Genomic DNA, 17547 nt, shown 5'->3' on the forward strand with positions numbered 1-17547 from the left:
TCTTTATCTGCCTTCTCTATCTTATGCTAAAATGTGGAAGGAGATATATGGAGGTGACACAATTGCATGACGATAGGTGAAGTTTTTTCCATCATATTAAGTGTTTTATTTGTATTAAACATTGTATTTGCAGCAATTATTATCTTCCTTGAACGTCGGGACGCCACCTCGACCTGGGCCTGGGTTATGGTGCTTTTTTTCATTCCATTCCTTGGATTTATTTTATATCTTATTTTCGGCCAGAACCTGACAAGACGGCGATTGTTCGACTGGGAAGAAATAAAGAAAATTGGTATTGAGGATTTAATACGAGCACAGATTGCCGCTCTGCGCGAGGAGCGTTTTCACTTTATTGACCCGTCGGTCCGCGAACACCGCGACCTTATTTTTATGCAGCTGGTAAACAATGACTCGGTGCTGACGCAGGAAAATGATGTGAACATCTTTATTGACGGCGGGGAAAAATTTGAAGCGCTTATGAAAGATATTGAAGCGGCAGAAGATCATATTCATTTTCAGTACTACATTCTTCGGGATGACAAACTCGGCACAAGGCTGATTAAAGCATTGACCAAAAAAGCGGAAGAGGGCGTAAAAGTCCGGATTTTATATGATGAAATGGGCTCCAGATCGATTTCTAAAAAGTCTTTCCGTGAATTTTATGCGGCAGGCGGGGATGTCAGCATCTTTTTCCCCCGCCGGATTCCTTTTATCAACCTTCGGCTTAATTACCGAAATCACAGAAAAATTGTAATCATTGATGGAAAAATCGGCTATACCGGTGGATTTAACGTCGGAGATGAATACCTGGGACTCGACCCCAAATTCGGCTACTGGCGGGATACTCATCTTCGGATGGAGGGCGATGTCGTGAAAGCTCTGCAGACACGCTTCATCCTCGACTGGAATCAGGCAAGCCCGGACAAACGTGATATCCATTACCAGGACGAATTATTTCCTGCAGTAGATCCGCATGCCGGCAACACTGCTGTTCAGATCGTTTCCAGCGGACCCGACTCTCAATGGGAACAGATTAAAAACGGTTATATTAAGATGATTTTAATGGCAAAAGAGTCCGTGTATATCCAAACTCCGTACTTCATTCCGGATCAAAGCCTGATGGATGCTCTGCGGATCGCTGCCTTGTCGGGCGTGGACGTACGTATTATGATTCCCAATAAACCGGATCACCCTTTTGTATACTGGGCTACGTATTCCCATATCGGTACCATTCTCGAAGCCGGTGCCCATGTATATATTTATGACAATGGATTTATTCATGCCAAAACGATTGTTGTAGATGGCAAGGTCAGCTCCGTCGGCACAGCCAATATTGACAACCGAAGCTTCGCCCTGAACTTTGAAGTAAATGCTTTTATTTATCATCATCCGTTCAGCCAGCGGATGGCTCTTATTTTCGAAGACGATATGAAACAGTCCACACGCCTTACTCTTAACAATTACAAAGAGCGATCACTCTGGATTCGTTTCAAAGAATCTATTGCCCATCTGCTTTCTCCTATTTTATAAACACACTCTAGGAAAAGATAAACAAAGCACCTCCTATCCCTTATGAAAAGGGTAGGAGGTGCTTTTTAAATAGAAGAATTAGTATTTTTAAGCTGATTTATATAGAAAAGCATAAAAAAACCAGACGCCGACTCAGGCAGACCATCCATCGGTGAAGATAAAGAGGTTTTTTTCTCTTTAGCTTAAGGCTCGGTCTGCCGAAAGCGTGCGTCTGGTGGAAATACTTGATGTTTCATCGATATCTTTTTGGGACGGCTTTTTTGCAGCTGAAAAGAAAATTCCTATGTCACAGCCTTTTAAATAGATGCTTTCCACATAAGAGCAAGGCTTCTTGAAATGTTCTCCGCATATTTAGGACCGTTTGCCAAAGCGTCGCTTAGATCGAGCGGACCCGGCATCATACTGAACGCTGCCGTAATCCCGTGTTCGTAGACGGCTTCGTATCCTTCTCCCAGATGACCGCAGACAGCCAGCACGACAGCTCCTTCATTAACTGAATGAGCGGCTTTTGCTACGCCTACGGGAGTCTTCCGTAAACCGTCTGGCTGTCCATCTTTCCTTCTCCTGTAACAATCAAGTCTGCTCCTTTTACCCGTTCATAGAAATTGGTTTCCTTTAACACAATATCTATTCCCGATTCCAGAGCGGCTCCAAGGCATCCAATCAACCCGGCTCCCATTCCTCCAGCAGCCCCTGCCCCTTCTCTTTCTGCTATATCTACACCCAGATCACGCTTCATTACATCCGCAAAAATACCAAGTGCGTTATCGAGCTCTTTTACCATTTCCGGAGTGGCTCCTTTTTGGGGACCGTATACAGCGCTTGCTCCGTTTTCTCCAACTAAAGGGTTTTTCACATCGCAGGCAGCGGCAATTTCTACACGCTGCAGACGCTCATCCATACCGGACAGGTCAATCGAATGGAGCTCTGCCAGCGCAGCGCCGCCTGGGCTGACAGCTTTACCTTCTTTGTTTAAAAGCCGGCCGCCAAGTGCCTGGATCATCCCTGCTCCTCCATCGTTTGTAGCACTTCCGCCGATACCTATAATAATTTTATCAACGCCTTTTTCCAGGGCATCCAAAATGAGCTCCCCGGTTCCATAAGAGCTTGCAGTTAATGGATTTCTTTCCTGCTTTTTCACCAGCCCGATGCCTGATGCTTCTGCCATTTCCAGCACAGCTGTCCGGCCGTCTTTTGACACGGCATATTCAGCCATTACTTTCTGCTGATTAGGCGAGGTTACCTCCACGTGATGCATGGACGCTTCCAGCGCCTCAGCTATAGAAGTCGTTGTACCTTCTCCCCCATCTGCCATCGGTATAATATCAATAACCGCCTCGTCTCCAAATATATCTTTCCAGCCTTTTTCCATGCTTTCTGCAGCTTCAAGTGCTGTCATGCTTTCTTTAAACGAATCGGGTGCGATGACTATTTTCATATGCAGGTCCTCCTAAGTGGCGATTTTCCATCTTGTGTAATCTTCCTTACTATTGTAACCGGTAACAATTCTGTCGTCATTAGCTTTGTATACAAAAAACCAATCATGCTTCGTTTCACATGATTGGCTGCTTCTAAACTTTATACAGTTCTGCTTCATGCCGCTTGAGCACTTCTTCAAATAGATATTTCTTCTCCGGCAGCGGCAGCATACAAAATTCCTGCTTCAGCTCTTTATCTTTGCCAAACCCTATAATGGACTGACAGAATCCACAGGAGCTGCTTTTATGAATAACCGGATTTTCGTTTGGAAACCAGTCCTTCTTTTCTTCTATATAATATCCATGGATGGAATACTTCGTCCCATCCTTTAGTGTAATGTTCATATGAAGCATGTCGCCGCTTTTCCAATTGCCATCTTCGGCGTAATCTCTTACAAGCATGTCAGTCTGCCATTCAATATCGGAGTCGGTAATCGTTAAAAAAGCGGGCAAATCCTCATCTCTTATTTCTTTCCAGCTGGATGTTTCCTGGCCAGTTTCCCGTAAATATGCTAAATGTTCTTTATATCGGGACAAGTATAGATGAATTGGCTTTTTTTGACTCATACCCTTCCTCCTTTTGGAATCCCTATTTTTATAGGATACTTGATGCACGCCTTTATTTTCTCATATTATCGGCAGCTTCGCCACTACGGACTTCTTTCATTTGACGCGGGAGTATTTTTAGTCTACTTTCCCTAAGGCAACTTTATGTCTCTAGACAAAATATCAATTTATTCATTATATAAGGAGGCATTATCATGACTGATGCTGTGCGCGTAGAAAATATAACAGCAGCTTACCGTAAAGATCCTGTCCTTCGGAATGTAAGCTTCACGCTTCCCCAGGGGCATTTGATTGGAATCGTTGGACCAAACGGTGCAGGTAAATCGACGTTATTGAAAGCGGTTCTTGAATTAATTCCTAAATCAAGCGGCAGCGTTGAAATAATGGGAAGCAGCGTACGCTCTCAAAAGAAAAACATCGGCTATGTGCCTCAGCGAGGAAATGTAGACTGGGATTTCCCTACTAATGCGCTTGATGTTGTGATGATGGGCCGTTACGGCCAGATTGGCTGGCTGAAGCGTCCTTCAAAAAAGATAAAGCGTTGGCTGTAGAAGCACTTGAGCGCGTAGGCATGAAAGATTATGCAGACAGGCAGATCAGCCAGCTTTCCGGAGGGCAGCAGCAGCGGGTATTCCTGGCAAGAGCGCTGATACAGGATGCGCAGGTATATTTATGGATGAGCCCTTTGCCGGCGTCGATGCCACGACAGAACGGGCTATCATCGGCCTTTTAAAAGAATTAAAGGAAAATGGAAAAACCGTTATCGTTGTGCATCACGACCTTCAGACAGTAACCGAATATTTTGACTGGGTCATTTTATTAAATCAGCGTTTAATCGCATACGGTCCCGTGGTGAGACGTTTACCTCTGAGCTTCTTCAGAAAACCTACGGAGGTCGTCTAGCTTTTATTCAGCAGGAGAATATTAATATGTAAGAAAGGAGATATATCTCATGCAGGAATGGCTGCAATTTTTATCCAGCCCTAATCTTCAATGGGTAATGGCCGGCGCGGCCCTGCTTGGACTTGCAAGCGGCGTTGTTGGAAGTTTTGTTCTTCTCCGTAAGGAAAGTCTGGTAGGCGATGCCATGGCTCACGCAGCTCTCCCGGCATCTGTCTGGGGTTTTTAGTCTTCGGCCGGGAGACTCTTGCTTTAATGGGCGGGGCGGCCCTTACCGGACTGATGGCTGTCTACGCCATTCGTGCCATACACTCTCAAAGCAAAATAAAGCAGGATGCAGCAATTGGCATTGTACTTTCTGTCTTCTTTGGGTTTGGCATTGTTCTGTTAACGATGATTACTAATGGCAGCTACAGTCAAAGCAGCGGCCTGGATGAATTTATTTTCGGTCAGGCGGCTTCACTGGTCGGCGCGGATGTGCAGATTTTAATTGGAAGTGCCGTTGTTCTGCTGTTTCTTTCTTTTCTATTTTTTAAAGAACTCAAGCTTCTTATTTTTGATCCTCTTTTTGCCGGAGGTATTGGACTGCCTATACGTTTTTCTAAACGCGCTGCTGAGTTCGATGGTTGTGCTGGTTGTCATTACCGGCATCCAGACCGTAGGGGTTATTCTAATGGTCGCTTTATTAATTACACCTGCTATTACGGCCCGGTACTGGACGGACCGTCTGGGAGTGATGGCTGTTCTCTCGGTCTGATTGGCGGTTTATCGGGTGCTTTTGGAGCTTTGTTGAGCTCTACTATAAGCGGCCTCCCAACTGGTCCGGTTATTGTTGTAGCTGCCACGACTTTCTTTTTAATCTCCTTTTTATTTGCCCCGCAGCGAGGCATCTTATTTCGTATGGTGGAAAATAAAAAACATAACCAGATCGTATTAAACAACTTCCTTCTCGACACCATGTATGAGCAGCTGGAGAAACGCTACACTGCAGGTCAGTACAGCGCTCTTTTTTCCCGGGAAGAGCTTGAAGAACAGACACATCTGCCAAAAGACGGGCTTGAAAAAAACGATCCAGGCTCTTCAAAAACAGGGACTGCTCACCCTTACCGGCCGACAGTATCTATTAACCGGAACAGGACTCGCATGGCCTATGATTCTTCGCTTCTTCGGCGGATTCAGGATATTCATATCACGCATGAGGCAGAACTTGGCTCCTGGAGTGAATCCGCAGAAAATGGCCGCAGCCGCGAGCCGCGTGATTATTTGTTGAACGAACGCATTCACACTCTGCTTGCCGCTGAGAAAAAAATTCCTGTGTCACTGAAGATTAAACAGACGTCGATAGAATACGCCGATCATATCTAGTATATAAAAGGAGGGGCACGCTTTGCTTTATGAAATATGGATTTTAGCGATCAGCTCGCTTGTTGCTGCTACCTGCGGCATTGTCGGCACATTTCTCGTGCTGCGCCGTATAGCTATGGTAGCTGATGCCATCAGCCATACCGTCCTGCTTGGTATTGTCGGCGCATTTCTCGTGTCCCAGACGCTTGAAGGTCCGCTCATGCTTGTCGGGGCCGCTATAGTTGGACTGGCAACGACGTACTTTATTCAAGTGCTTGATAACGCAGGTGTTCCTACCGATGCTGCTATTGGTGTCGTGTTTACCGCTTTATTTTCCGTCGGCGTTATTCTCGTATCGCTGTATGCCAGAGACGTTCATCTGGACGTCGACCATGTTTTAATGGGAGATATTAGTTTTGCTCCCTTTCATACGATAAATGGAATGGCATTTCGCTGGGACCGCAGGCATTCTGGGTCATTTTAATTGTATTTATTATCGACCTTGCTTTGATTTTGCTGTTATATAAAGAATTTAAAATTACTTCCTTTGATCCGGCTCTTGCCGCAGCTTTAGGTATCCCGGTCACACTGATTCACTACCTTCTTATGACGATGGTGTCGATTACGGCCGTTGCCTCATTCGATGCTGTCGGCGCTATTCTCGTAGTAGCTTTATTTATTGTTCCACCCGCCACTGCTTACCTGCTTACGGAAAAGCTAAGCCGCCATGATAATCGTGAGTGCTTTGACAGGCATAGTTTCTGCGGTAATCGGCTATTATACGGCAAAGTATTTTAATGTATCCATCGCCGGCTGCATCGCAAGTACAACGGGCGTACTGTTTTTGCTTGCATTTCTATTTTCTCCTTCCCACGGTGTGCTTATTCGCGGAAGAAAACGACAAAAAGCAGCGGACCCCGCCTCTTCTTGAATACAAAAAAGCTGCAGCCAATGGCCGCAGCTTTTTTCATTTGATCAGAACCAATATATTATTTTTCCTTATGCGGCTGTGCATCTTTAAAAACAAAATATTTAATCATAAAGAAGCTCGCTGTAAAGGAAAGAAACATGGCTACTCCTTTTGCTAAATTGTAGCGGAGCCAGCCGGGAACACCAAGCGCCTCAAACAAGGTATTACCACCGATAAACACCAGGTTATTCACCCAAGACTTACCAGTCCCTGCAGCACAAAGGCCATTCTCTGTTTATTACTGCCTTTGGCAGAATCCTTGAAAGTAATCAAAACGTTCCAGATATAGCTGTTCGCTACAGCCAGGCAGTAGGATACCGTATTATAGGTAGTCAGCATAACCCGTTCATCCGTCGGAAAAAATAAAGAAGCAGATTAAGTGTGCCAATATCAACAGCGGCATTGGATACTCCAATCGCACTAAACTGTGCGTACTGGAATAATCCTTTTCTTTTTTTCTTTTTTTCCATAGGTATCCCTCTGTTCAATCTGGATGCAGTTCGTACCTGTTAGGAACCAGAAAGCTCTTCTTTGCTTTCGGCAGGTTCTTCCCCGGAAACAGCTTGTTCATAAATAGCTTCAATTTGTTCAGCTACCTGGTTCCAACTGTAGCTCTGGACATCCCTGTGTGCCTGATCCGCCATCTTTTTGCATAGAAGCTCATCTTCAAAACGAAGAACAGTCTTCGTGAAGTCTCCTTCTACATCAGGCTCGTATAAGAGCCCGGTTTTGCCATCTTCCAGCTGCTCTCTTGTCGGACCGCTTTGTGCAGCCACAAGCGGCAGACCGGAAGCCATTGCTTCCATAATAACAAGTCCGAGCGTTTCCGTAGTGGAAGGAAACACGAATACATCTGATGTAGCAAACGTTTCTGCAAGCTCTTCTCCATGCATGAACCCGGTAAACGTTGTATTGGTTCCTTTAAAATGTTCTTCAAGAACCTGTCGATGCGGGCCGTCTCCAACAATTGCGAGTACAAACTTGTCGGATTCTTCCAGAACGTGGCGGATTTTTTCTATTTCTTTCTCTGCTGCCAGTCTTCCTACATACAGCAGCAGCGTCTTTTCCGGCTTGCCGTCTGTCAGGCGCAGACGCATTGATTCGCTGTATTTATCCGGGGAAAACTGCTCCGTATTTACTCCACGCTTCCATACATGCATACGCTCAAACCTGCGGTTCACCAGCTCTTCTTTAACCGTCTGGGACGTACATAAATTAATATCCGCCTGATTGTGCATTCTCCGAAAATGCCACCACATCAGCCATTTCAAACTGCCAAGTTTATAATAATCCATATACTGTGCCAGATTTGTGTGATAGGAAGCTACAAGCGGCAGCTTGAGCTGCCTGGCATATTTAATGCCAGCGTATCCTACAACCGCCGGGTTCACTACATGAACTACGTCCGGATTAAATTCTTTCAGATGTTTTTTTACAACAGGGTGCGGCACGGCAAACTGCTTGGAACGATAAAAGGGAAATGTAATATGGGAAAGTCCAATTACTTTAGCTCCTTTGTATTCATAAACACCAAGGTCCGGCGCGTAAATCCGCACTTCATGCCCCTGATCAAGCAGCCAGGTGATGCAGGCTGTCAGCCGGGTAACAATACCATCTGTGGACGGCAGAAAGGTTTCAGTTATTATGGCTATTTTCAACAGGAACACACTCCGTTTTTATTATTTCCAGGTTACGTTGGGAAGAACATTTTCTTTTACTACACGGTCTTTATGCGTCAGCGCAGCGTTGAGGATTTCCCGTATCACGTCATCTGTCAGCATGAAAGGCTCAAGACCGAGATCAAGAAGATTTGTATTTACCGCACGGTAAAAATGCTCTTCTGCTTCGATCCTTGGATTGTCATATTTGCCTACTTCTACTTCAATCCCCTCTTCTTTTGCTACGCGCTGCACCATCTCCGCCAATTCAGTAATAGAAAATTCTTCTGTAAACTGGTTAAATACGCGGAACTCTCCATTGTCTGCCGGATTTTCTGCAGCAATTTCAATACAACGGACGGTATCACGGATATTCAGGAAGCCTCTGATCTGCTGTCCTTTGCCATATACCGTCAAATCATGGCCGATAGCAGATTGGATAATAAAGCGATTCAAAGCCGTTCCAAATACGCCGTCATAGTCGAGACGATTCACAAGCGCAGGATCCATAGCCGTTTCTTCTGTATCGAGTCCATACACAATGCCCTGGTTTAAATCCGTCGCACGGATGCCCCATGTTTTGCAGGCAAACATGATATTGTGGCTGTCGTGAACTTTTGATAAATGGTAAAAAGAATTAGGCTGTTTTGGGAAAGGAAGTACATCTTTTCTGCCTTTATGCTCAATTTCAATATAGCCTTCTTCGATTTCAATATTTGGAGTGCCGTACTCTCCCATTGTTCCAAGCTTAATCAAATGACACTCCGGTACGATTTCCTTAATACCGTAAAGAACGTTAAGCGTACCTACAACGTTATTTGTCTGAGTAAACACAGCATGCTCACGGTCAATCATGGAATAAGGTGCGGAACGCTGCTCCGCAAAATGAACAAAAGCGTCCGGCTGCTCCTGCTTTAACACTTCACGAAGAAAATCATAATGATTCAAGTCTCCTTCGTATGTACGAATTTCTTTTCCTGTAAGTTCTTTCCATTTCGCTACTCTTTCTTCCAGCGTGGCAAGAGGAGTGATGGAATTGGAATGAAGCTCTTCGTCCCATTTTCTTCTAATAAGATTATCTACAATGGATACATCATGTCCTTGTTTGGAAAGATAAAGGGCTGTCGGCCATCCGCAGAATCCGTCGCCGCCTGCAATAATAATTTTCATTGTCTTTCTACCTCCAGGTCGTATGTTCCGTCCTATCCGTCCGGAATCGTCTCTTTTTGTCTTTTTCATTGACTCTCTATTTAAAAATCACATAGTGTACCTTTTTATACCCTTTTTCTTATGAAAATATACGTATAAAAAGTGCACAGGCTGTCCATAGTATACTATACAACATTTGCTTTAAAGCCGCTATTTTATTTGTTGTTTATTTATGTAACTTATAGTTTTATGCGGGGTTATACCATGCTTTTACATACTGCTCCCCTATATTTACCAGAAAAAAAGGATGCCTTCAAAGAAGGCACCCCGTTCTTTTTGATTATAGGCTTAAATCAGTTGGAGCATCTTTTACGACAAGAATAACTTTACCGTCGTCAAGCTTGTCCTCTAATTCTTCTGCTTTTGCTTCTGTATAACCAAGCTCCTGGAATTTCGCACGAAGTTCGTCTCCCTGCTTGCGGAATACGTTTTTGATGCTCTCGCCGATACCCTGCTCTTTAGCACCTGCTGTGTTAGCATCTGCTTCGTCTGCAAGGCGGTTTGTTCTTTCTTTATCATGAGTAATAATATATATATATCCTCGCTGATACCTTGTGTCTTTAGTCTGTCGACTGCTGTTACAGCCTCATCGTCGTTTAAATATTCTTTATAAAATGGTTCCATTGTTTATCTCTCCCTTCTGAAGGAAGTTTTCCCGGAAATATTAACTTTAAAACTTATTTTTAACCGCCGACGATCTGATGATAGATTTTCCGTGCTTTTCCTTTATCCGATTCCCCATGAATAATAGCCCGTCCATCTGCAAACAGTACGATCCTTTTTTCTTCCCACTGCAGCACAAGCAGATGAGGGTTGGATTTCTGAATAATACTTTCATGCCGTTCTTTCAGGTGCTGCAAAGATGCACCCGCATTCCTGGCAGGCCTGACCTGTACGGCATCACGTCCACACAGCGTCTCTAGAGATGATTTAGCTTCCCACTGCAGATACGGGTAGGAAGCTTGAACACCGCAGGAAGAGCAGTCTTCTTTTTTTAATTTATCCAGGTTTATCGTGCGGTGTTGATTTTCCCAGACGTCAAAAGACAAAAGGGTACGCCTCAGATCCTCTTCGTTTCCGCTCAATATTTTCAACGCCTCCGCTGCCTGGTGGGCACTGACCATCTGTACTGCCGGAGCGATAATGCCTGCCGTATCACATGTTTCACCATCCATTGGTATATCCTCCATCAGGCAGTGCAGGCATGGCGTGTCTCCGGGTAAAATGGTGTACGTGATACCATAGCTTCCTACACAGGCGCCGTAAATAAAAGGAATATTATGCAGGCAGGCAAAGTCGTTAACCATCATACGGGTTTCAAAATTATCGAGCGCGTCAATAATAACATGCTGGAAGGAACGACTCTAAGAGAGCGGGTCTACTTCTCCTATTACAGCATTCACATCCGAATGCGGGTTAATGTCACGAAGACGGGCTTCTGCCGCAGCAGCTTTCGGCGTTGAGCTGTCTGCATCCCATTCAGTGTACAGCTGCTGGCGGTTTAAATTGCTGTGTTCCACATAGTCCCGGTCCACGATCGAAATCGAACCGATCCCGGCTCTTACGAGTGTTTCCGCCATACTGCTTCCTAATGCTCCCGCGCCTATTATAACGGCATGCTTATCCCCGATTGCCTGGCCCTTGTTTTCCGATCGGAGCGAACAGCTCCTGGCGGGAATAACGGCTGTTCATCACAGCTGGCTCATTCCTTCAGAAGGGCTGCTTGCCTGTGCATAAAATTTCTTCTCGGTGCGGCCGGCTTCATGGCCGAGTTTTCCTGCCTGAACCGCCAGCTTCATCGCTTCTGCCATCTTCACTGGATCATCGGCACCGGCTACTGCTGTATTTAACAGCACTCCATCCGCTCCAAGCTCCATTGCATAAGAGGCATCCTTAGGGCTTCCAATCCCTGCATCAACAATAACCGGCACTACAGCCTGTTCAATAATATGGGCAAGATTGTAGGGGTTTACGATACCCAGCCCTGTTCCAATAGGAGAGGCTCCGGGCATAATAGCGTGAATGCCAAGCTCCTGCAGCTTCCTTGCCAGCACCACATCATCCGATGTATACGTTAAGACGGTAAACCCTTCATTCAGAAGCTGTTCAGAGGCTTTGAGCGTTTCCACAGGATCTGGCAGCAGGGTTTTATCACAGCCAATTACTTCTACTTTAATCATGTCACACATACCAGCTGCATCTGCCATTCTTGCGATTCGTACAGCTTCTTCGCTGTTTTTGGCTCCGGCCGTGTTCGGAAGCAGCCTGTATCCGTTAAGATCCATAGCTTCAAAAGGATCCGGCTGAGAGCTGTCAAAAAATATTCATCCGTCTTACGCAAACGTCAGTACTTCCGTCTCTGAAGCTGCCACTGCCTGCTTCTGCACCTCAGCGGTTTTATATTTGCCTGTACCTAAAACAAACGCGATTCAAAAGAAAATCTCCAATAGTTTAACATCTTTCATCCTCTCCTACAAAGTGAACAATTGTCCAGCCGGTTTTTCCTTCAGCGCTGATTCCTTCTGCTCCGGCCTGGTTAAAATATCTCCGTTCTTTTCTACAACAGATTTTTTGTGACCAACGTTAAAATGCAAGCAGCTGTTCAACGGACTCCACTGTATCCGGAACCTGCTTTTCTTCTCCATTAATGGTGAGCTTCACTAGAAACACCTTCCTTTATTCGTTTTCGGCGGGGAGAAAAGGCCTTCTCCCATTCCGCGTTTACCGGTTCTCCACAGATGGAACGGGCGAGCCAGTCCCCTGTGCCGGCTGAAAGCAGAATGCCATTACGGTAATGCCCGGCTGCCATCCAGAGACCTTGATTATCTACAGAGCCAAGATAAGGCATACCGTCAGCAGACTGCGGTCTAACTCCACTCCACGCCTGTTTGAATTCTGCTCCGGCAAGATCCGGCACCAGCGTAAATGCGCTTTTCAACAGGTCATGAATAGAGCCTGCATACACCCTGCTCTCCATAGAACCTGGATGTTCCGTTGCCCGACAATGACCGTGCCGTTTTTCTTGGGAACAAGGTATACATCTGGAGCGTGAATGGTGGACGTAATAAGCTTCTCTGCGGGCCGGATAGATAAAATATCTCCTTTGACAGGTATCATCTCCGGCATCACACCAATATCTCCGTCTATTCAGGTCTGTCCATGCGCCTCCTGCCATCACTACATGCTCTGCTTCTATTGTCCCCCGGCTCGAGGTCACCTCATAGCCGCCTGTCTTCTGCTTAATGGAAGAAACCAAGGTATGCTCCATTATTTCTGCACCTAAAAGACGGCGCTTCCGGCATAGGCTTTCGTTAGATAAGGCGCCATAACCTGTCCGTCTTCCGGCATATACAGAGCGCCTTGAGCGGTCTCATCTGCCAGCTTTGATTCTTTTTTCTGCAGCTCTTCATGGGTCAGCCAGCTGACTTTTTCACCGGCCTCCTGCTGAAAGGCAAGTACATCAAGAAGATGGCTCGTTTCTTCATCTGAGTGTGCGGTTTTCAGCATACCGTTTTTTATATAATCTACGTGAATGCCTGAATAGGATTCAAGTTGAGGGACTAATTCGTCGTACATAGAACGGCTTGCTCTGGCAAAATCAAAAAACGCACCCTGGCTGTTGATTTCCACCTGTGCTCCAAGCATACCGGCAGCGGCACTGGAAGCTTCACTGCCAATCGTGCTCCGTTCCAAAAGAAGTACCCGCTTGCCTTTTTGTGCTAAATGAAAGGCAGTGGAACAGCCGTTAATACCGCCGCCGATCACTACGGTATGATAGGATGACATAGTTTTCCCTCCTCTTTCAGTTTTATATAATATTCGTACGCCCGCTGCTTCGGATCTTCTGCTTCGTATAAACCTGAAAGTACTGCAATACCGGAAGCACCGGAGCGGATACACGATTTCACACGTTCCGGAGTAATACCGCCGATTGCGATCACCGGCAGTGCAGTCGCTTCTGAAATAGCTTCGAGCTTCTTCAGGCCGTGTGGTTCCAATCCCGGCTTACTGCCGGTAACAAACACATGCCCGAAAAATAGATAATCAGCGCCTGCCTTTTCTTTTAAGCGGGCCGCTTCCAGGCTGTGAACAGACCAGCCTGCAGTGAGACACTGTGTCGGCTTTTGCTCTACGGCTTCTTTCAAATGATATCCAACCTCTTTGAAATGCCGTCTATTTTCTTCCGGTATATTCAAACGGACCTGGTAGTCCGCCACTCCCTCTTCCTTTAGGAATGCAACAGCGGTTCGTAACTCCCTGAGCGACCAGAGAGGTTCACGTATATGAAAACAATCGATATATTCTTTCATCTCTTTGGAAATGTCCATCCATTCTCTTAAGGTCTGCCTGCCGGTCGATACAGCATGCAGTTCTTTTCCGTTTGTTCCCATGAAAAAAGCCGCCTTCCCATGAGGGAAAGCGGCTGTTGGTTTCTGCGGAAAAAGCAGGACAAGCCACTTCCCTCCGCTGGTATATCTCCAGATCAGGTTCAAAGAGTCCCGAAGTATCACTTCAATCTCAGCCCTTTAAAAAGGCACCCCTAGTGGTAAAACTATTGAATTGGTTATAGTATTCATCGTAAGCTATCGTTGTTTGAATTGTCAATCAACATAAACTAAAGACTGTCTAAATAAGGAAAAACCTTTATACTGAAAGTACACGTTAATAAAAGGAGAGATTCATCATGCCATTTGTAAATATTAAAATTACAAAAGAACATAAGCCCGCAACTCCGGAACAAAAACAACAGCTTATTGAAGGCGCTACTAAACTGCTGCAGGATGTTCTCGGCAAGAATCCACAGACGACTATCGTTGTTATTGATGAAGTAGAAACCGACAACTGGGGCATTGGTGCTAAATCGGTATCGGAAATCCGCAAAAAAGATACGCTGTAATTCGAGGCGGCTCACCTTTTTACGATAAGAGGAAGGCAAAGACTGCCTTTCTCTCTTTCTATTCTACTTCTATTTCCTCTGTCGGCATGCTGTGCATATTGCGGGCTGTCACATGGGCTGTAACGTGGTGCGTACCGCTCTCTTCAAACGTATACTCCAGCATATATTCCCCATCGCTGCTGTGTTCCCCTTCTATCTGCTCGCCCATTTCCTGTTCGCCTTCACTCCATATTTCAAACAGCACTTCGCCCGCGTCTTCCACCGCTTCTCCATCCTGTTCAACATGCGCTTCAATTAGAGCTGTTTCTCCGGTCACAGCCGGTTCATCGATATGTATCGCTACTTCAATTGGTTCGCTGCTGGGCGGACTATTTTCAGCTTCCGATTCATCGGAACCGCCGCAGGCACTTAACAAAAGAAGTCCAAATGTGCCGGCACCTATTCCCCATTTTCTCATTACATATGCTCCCTTCTCTTTTCATGCATCATCCCATATTATATCTTGATTGCGCTTTCTTTGTTACCCCTAGGTACCAATTATTAATAACAGTATCCAAAGGGAAGGTACACTTAAAATGGTCGTCAGCAGCGTAATGCTTGAAACCAGATCGGGACTCGAATGAAACTCTACAGATATCATAGCAATCGTTGCTGCGGTCGGCATCGCTACCGCTACAATCAGCACCGTACTCAAAAGCTCATTTGTCTGCAGCAGCTGCGTCAATCCATAGGCAATTACCGGGGAAATAACGAGTCTTACCGCTGTCCCAATGCTGATCAGCTTCCATTCAAGGGAAGCCAGGGAAATTTTAGCAAGCTGCATGCCAAGCACGACCATTACTACGGGAATGGAGGCTTCGCCCAGCATACTGATGCTGTCAAAATAGGTCGGCGGGATCGTAATATGAAGCCATTGAAACAATATTCCTAAGAGCAGAGCAAAGAAAGCAGGCATTTTGAATACAACGCGAAGCGCGTCAGCACCTGTCATATTACTGCGGTTGGCGATATATACTCCTACCGTACTCATGAAAAGGATTGAATCACCATAAAAATGACGGCATAAGCAAACGCCTCTTCCCCAAAAGCAAACAATATCAGGGGAGCTCCGTAATTTCCTGCATTCATAAATGCAGTAGACAGCGTCATACCGCTTTCCGTCGGAGCATCCCAGCGGAATATAAAGGCCAGCAGTTTATTCAACAAAAGCATGGCAATAAGAAAGATGACGGCAAACAAAACAATCAGAAACACATCATAATCAGGTTCTGTTGTGTAAAAGGTCCGGAACACTAGAGCCGGCGTTAGTATGTATAAAGCGACACCCGATACAGAGCGTACATCGAGCAGCTGTTTTTTTTGAAGCAGAAAACCGGAAAGAAAAATTAGTCCAATTGGAATAAGCGTGCTGATTAAAACACCCATGTGCTCCTCCTTTCTAAAAAAACTATAAAGCGGAACCCATTCAGGCTCCGCTTCTTTAGTTTAGCATATTTTATTTTGGTCGATCCGGCTTTCCTTTCAGCATCTGTTTCAGCTGCTTTTTCTCGGAGCGCGACACAAGAATGTAAAGAAAATCCTCTTCTTCGATCACTGTCTCACCGTAGGGAGTGACCAGATCTTCATTTCGGACAATCGCACTGATCAGCACACTATCCGGAAAGTTAATTTCCTGAAGCGTTTTTCCTAAAATTGGGGTGTTTTGATCCGTCTGGAACTCGATAATTTCGGCGTTCGCCTTGCCGATCGATATCAGCTCGATGGAATGATACGGTACTTCTTTTTTAGGACCGGAAAGCTTCAATTTTTTGGCTAAATAAGAAATACTCGATCCTTGAATTAAGGCGGAAGTCAGAACAATAAAGAAGACAATGTTAAACAGCACGTCGCCGGATTCCACGCCGGCCACAATTGGAAAGGTAGCGAGTACAATCGGAACCGCCCCGCGCAGTCCTGCCCAGGATATGAAGATTTTCTCTTTAAAACTGTACGATGTGCCGATAGTAGAAAGAAACGTAGCGGCCGGTCTTGCCACGAGCATAAGCGTAGCAGACAGTACCAGTCCGGCAATCGCAACAGAAGGACTTAGCAGCTGCTCCGGAAAAGCGAGAAGTCCCAGGATAATAAACATCGTAATCTGTGCCATCCAGGCCAGCCCTTCATTGAACCGAAAAATAGAATGACGATAGGTTAATTCGGAGTTACCGACTATTAAAGCAGCTACATATACCGCAAGAAGTCCGCTCGCTCCGGCAAATGCGGCCAGCCCATAAGTAAGCAGCGCAAAAAAATCGCAAAAATCGGATAAAGTCCACTTGAATCCAGATTGATTCGGTTGATCGAAAGCGAAGCTATTTTCCCCAAAACAATCCCCATGACAAGCCCCAGGCCCATCTGCCAGAAAAAGGAACCGATGAGAAGTAAATAGCTTGGCTCATCGAGAATAACCAGTTCTATAAAAGCGACTGTTAAAAACACAGCCATCGGATCATTCGTTCCCGATTCTGCTTCAAGCGTCGCCCCTATTTTCGTTTTGATATTCCGCTCTTTCAGCGCAGCAAAAACCGCCGCTGCGTCGGTAGAGCCGACAATGGAACCAAGCAGGAAAGCCTCCGTCCAGGAAAGGTCGACTATCAGCTTTGCAGCTACTCCAACGATAGCTGAAGTCAGTACTACACCAAGTGTAGCAAGAGATAGTGAAGGACCAAGAACTTTTTTGATCGTTGGCCACTCTGTCTGTGACCCTCCTTCAAATAATATAATGACGAGCGCGATAATCCCGATCAGCTGGGCATATTCGACATTATCAAAGAAAATAATGCCTAATCCATCGCTTCCCATAATCATACCGACCAGAATAAATAAAATCAGGGAGGGCATCCCGAGTTTAGAAGAGAACTTGGTCACGACTACGCCAATAATAAGAAGCAGCGCTCCAAGCAGAATAAAGCTGTCTGTACTGAAACTTGCTGAAATCATAGATGGTCTCCTTTT

At 45.5% G+C, this 17547-nt stretch carries 14 protein-coding genes, 8 pseudogenes and 1 riboswitch; of the genes and pseudogenes, 5 read left to right on the forward strand and 17 right to left on the reverse strand.

The genetic code is table 11. The annotated features are described in order from the left end of the window. The first annotated feature begins 66 nt into the window (after positions 1-66). Positions 67-1530 (forward strand): cardiolipin synthase, encoded by a 1464-nt coding sequence (cls, locus tag MMY81_RS00700; RefSeq protein WP_252311229.1) that lies wholly within the window; start codon positions 67-69, stop codon positions 1528-1530. Between the two features lie 296 nt (positions 1531-1826). Here cls and MMY81_RS00705 read toward each other — a convergent pair. Continuing rightward, positions 1827-2968 (reverse strand): annotated as a pseudogene (locus MMY81_RS00705) (glycerate kinase). 133 nt (positions 2969-3101) lie between these two features. Next, positions 3102-3575 carry a hypothetical protein gene (locus MMY81_RS00710; protein ID WP_252311230.1) on the reverse strand — a complete coding sequence of 158 codons (474 nt, stop codon included), beginning with the start codon at positions 3573-3575 and terminating at the stop codon, positions 3102-3104. A gap of 194 nt (positions 3576-3769) precedes the next feature. On the opposite strand from MMY81_RS00710, the pseudogene MMY81_RS00715 reads away from it, so the two are divergent. The 3 pseudogenes from MMY81_RS00715 (at position 3770) to MMY81_RS00725 (ending at position 6750) form a co-directional block, all read left to right on the forward strand. Further along, positions 3770-4510, forward strand: a pseudogene (locus tag MMY81_RS00715) (metal ABC transporter ATP-binding protein). Between the two features lie 65 nt (positions 4511-4575). Next, positions 4576-5840: pseudogene (locus MMY81_RS36210) on the forward strand (metal ABC transporter permease). Between the two features lie 22 nt (positions 5841-5862). Continuing rightward, positions 5863-6750, forward strand: a pseudogene (locus tag MMY81_RS00725) (metal ABC transporter permease). 58 nt (positions 6751-6808) lie between these two features. Here MMY81_RS00725 and MMY81_RS00730 read toward each other — a convergent pair. The 10 genes and pseudogenes from MMY81_RS00730 to MMY81_RS00780 all read right to left on the reverse strand — a co-directional run bounded on the left by MMY81_RS00730 (position 6809) and on the right by MMY81_RS00780 (position 14047). Next, entirely contained in the window at positions 6809-6982 is a 174-nt protein-coding gene (locus tag MMY81_RS00730; RefSeq protein ID WP_252311231.1) for a hypothetical protein, read from the reverse strand. Further along, positions 6979-7128: a GtrA family protein gene (locus MMY81_RS00735; RefSeq protein ID WP_252311232.1), complete on the reverse strand. Its 150-nt coding sequence runs from the start codon at positions 7126-7128 to the stop codon at positions 6979-6981. The genes MMY81_RS00730 and MMY81_RS00735 overlap by 4 nt, the downstream gene beginning before the upstream one ends. Then, positions 7122-7259 (reverse strand): hypothetical protein, encoded by a 138-nt coding sequence (locus MMY81_RS00740; RefSeq protein WP_252311233.1) that lies wholly within the window; start codon positions 7257-7259, stop codon positions 7122-7124. The genes MMY81_RS00735 and MMY81_RS00740 overlap by 7 nt, the downstream gene beginning before the upstream one ends. A 39-nt stretch (positions 7260-7298) precedes the next feature. Continuing rightward, positions 7299-8447 (reverse strand): glycosyltransferase family 4 protein, encoded by a 1149-nt coding sequence (locus tag MMY81_RS00745; protein ID WP_252311234.1) that lies wholly within the window; start codon positions 8445-8447, stop codon positions 7299-7301. 21 nt (positions 8448-8468) lie between these two features. After that, the gene (locus MMY81_RS00750; RefSeq protein WP_252311235.1) at positions 8469-9617 is read right to left on the reverse strand and encodes an NAD-dependent epimerase/dehydratase family protein; all 1149 of its coding nucleotides are present in this window, start codon (positions 9615-9617) and stop codon (positions 8469-8471) included. 319 nt (positions 9618-9936) lie between these two features. Beyond that, positions 9937-10191: a YflT domain-containing protein gene (locus tag MMY81_RS00755; protein WP_374561169.1), complete on the reverse strand. Its 255-nt coding sequence runs from the start codon at positions 10189-10191 to the stop codon at positions 9937-9939. Positions 10192-10339: 148 nt separating this feature from the next. Continuing rightward, positions 10340-11348: pseudogene (locus MMY81_RS00760) on the reverse strand (ThiF family adenylyltransferase). Continuing rightward, a pseudogene (locus tag MMY81_RS00765) lies at positions 11348-12043 on the reverse strand (thiazole synthase). The pseudogenes MMY81_RS00760 and MMY81_RS00765 overlap by 1 nt, the downstream one beginning before the upstream one ends. A gap of 257 nt (positions 12044-12300) precedes the next feature. Continuing rightward, positions 12301-13442, reverse strand: a pseudogene (gene thiO / locus MMY81_RS34790) (glycine oxidase ThiO). After that, a complete protein-coding gene (locus tag MMY81_RS00780) occupies positions 13421-14047 on the reverse strand; it encodes a thiamine phosphate synthase (RefSeq protein WP_252311238.1) in 627 nt (208 codons plus the stop codon). The pseudogene thiO and the gene MMY81_RS00780 overlap by 22 nt, the downstream one beginning before the upstream one ends. A 51-nt stretch (positions 14048-14098) precedes the next feature. Beyond that, a riboswitch (TPP riboswitch) is annotated at positions 14099-14208 on the reverse strand. Positions 14209-14340: 132 nt separating this feature from the next. On the opposite strand from MMY81_RS00780, the gene MMY81_RS00785 reads away from it, so the two are divergent. Beyond that, the gene (locus MMY81_RS00785) at positions 14341-14553 is read left to right on the forward strand and encodes a tautomerase family protein (RefSeq protein ID WP_252311239.1); all 213 of its coding nucleotides are present in this window, start codon (positions 14341-14343) and stop codon (positions 14551-14553) included. 58 nt (positions 14554-14611) lie between these two features. Here the strand turns inward: MMY81_RS00785 and MMY81_RS00790 are convergent, their stop codons facing one another. From MMY81_RS00790 to MMY81_RS00805, 5 genes and pseudogenes are all read right to left on the reverse strand, one after another. Continuing rightward, a complete protein-coding gene (locus MMY81_RS00790; RefSeq protein WP_252311240.1) occupies positions 14612-15010 on the reverse strand; it encodes a FixH family protein in 399 nt (132 codons plus the stop codon). 69 nt (positions 15011-15079) lie between these two features. After that, entirely contained in the window at positions 15080-15583 is a 504-nt protein-coding gene (locus tag MMY81_RS00795; RefSeq protein ID WP_252311241.1) for an AEC family transporter, read from the reverse strand. After that, a complete protein-coding gene (locus MMY81_RS00800; RefSeq protein WP_252311242.1) occupies positions 15580-15978 on the reverse strand; it encodes an AEC family transporter in 399 nt (132 codons plus the stop codon). Before MMY81_RS00800 ends, MMY81_RS00795 begins: the two co-directional genes overlap by 4 nt. Positions 15979-16048: 70 nt before the next feature. Beyond that, positions 16049-16438: a TrkA C-terminal domain-containing protein gene (locus MMY81_RS34795; RefSeq protein WP_374561171.1), complete on the reverse strand. Its 390-nt coding sequence runs from the start codon at positions 16436-16438 to the stop codon at positions 16049-16051. After that, positions 16421-17532, reverse strand: a pseudogene (locus MMY81_RS00805) (potassium/proton antiporter); the annotation flags it as partial. The pseudogene MMY81_RS00805 and the gene MMY81_RS34795, both read right to left, overlap by 18 nt. Positions 17533-17547 lie beyond the last annotated feature (15 nt).

Source organism: Sinobaca sp. H24 (genome assembly GCF_023845525.1).

What these genes read in the sequence shown, in the direction of transcription:
- cls (WP_252311229.1), top strand. Translation starts at nt 67, where the DNA reads ATGACGATAGGTGAAGTTTTTTCCATCATATTAAGTGTTTTATTTGTA.
- MMY81_RS00710 (WP_252311230.1), bottom strand. Translation starts at nt 3,575, where the DNA reads ATGAGTCAAAAAAAGCCAATTCATCTATACTTGTCCCGATATAAAGAA.
- MMY81_RS00735 (WP_252311232.1), bottom strand. Translation starts at nt 7,128, where the DNA reads ATGCTGACTACCTATAATACGGTATCCTACTGCCTGGCTGTAGCGAAC.
- MMY81_RS00740 (WP_252311233.1), bottom strand. Translation starts at nt 7,259, where the DNA reads ATGGAAAAAAAGAAAAAAAGAAAAGGATTATTCCAGTACGCACAGTTT.
- MMY81_RS00750 (WP_252311235.1), bottom strand. Translation starts at nt 9,617, where the DNA reads ATGAAAATTATTATTGCAGGCGGCGACGGATTCTGCGGATGGCCGACA.
- MMY81_RS00780 (WP_252311238.1), bottom strand. Translation starts at nt 14,047, where the DNA reads ATGGGAACAAACGGAAAAGAACTGCATGCTGTATCGACCGGCAGGCAG.
- MMY81_RS00785 (WP_252311239.1), top strand. Translation starts at nt 14,341, where the DNA reads ATGCCATTTGTAAATATTAAAATTACAAAAGAACATAAGCCCGCAACT.
- MMY81_RS00790 (WP_252311240.1), bottom strand. Translation starts at nt 15,010, where the DNA reads ATGAGAAAATGGGGAATAGGTGCCGGCACATTTGGACTTCTTTTGTTA.
- MMY81_RS00795 (WP_252311241.1), bottom strand. Translation starts at nt 15,583, where the DNA reads ATGAGTACGGTAGGAGTATATATCGCCAACCGCAGTAATATGACAGGT.
- MMY81_RS00800 (WP_252311242.1), bottom strand. Translation starts at nt 15,978, where the DNA reads ATGGGTGTTTTAATCAGCACGCTTATTCCAATTGGACTAATTTTTCTT.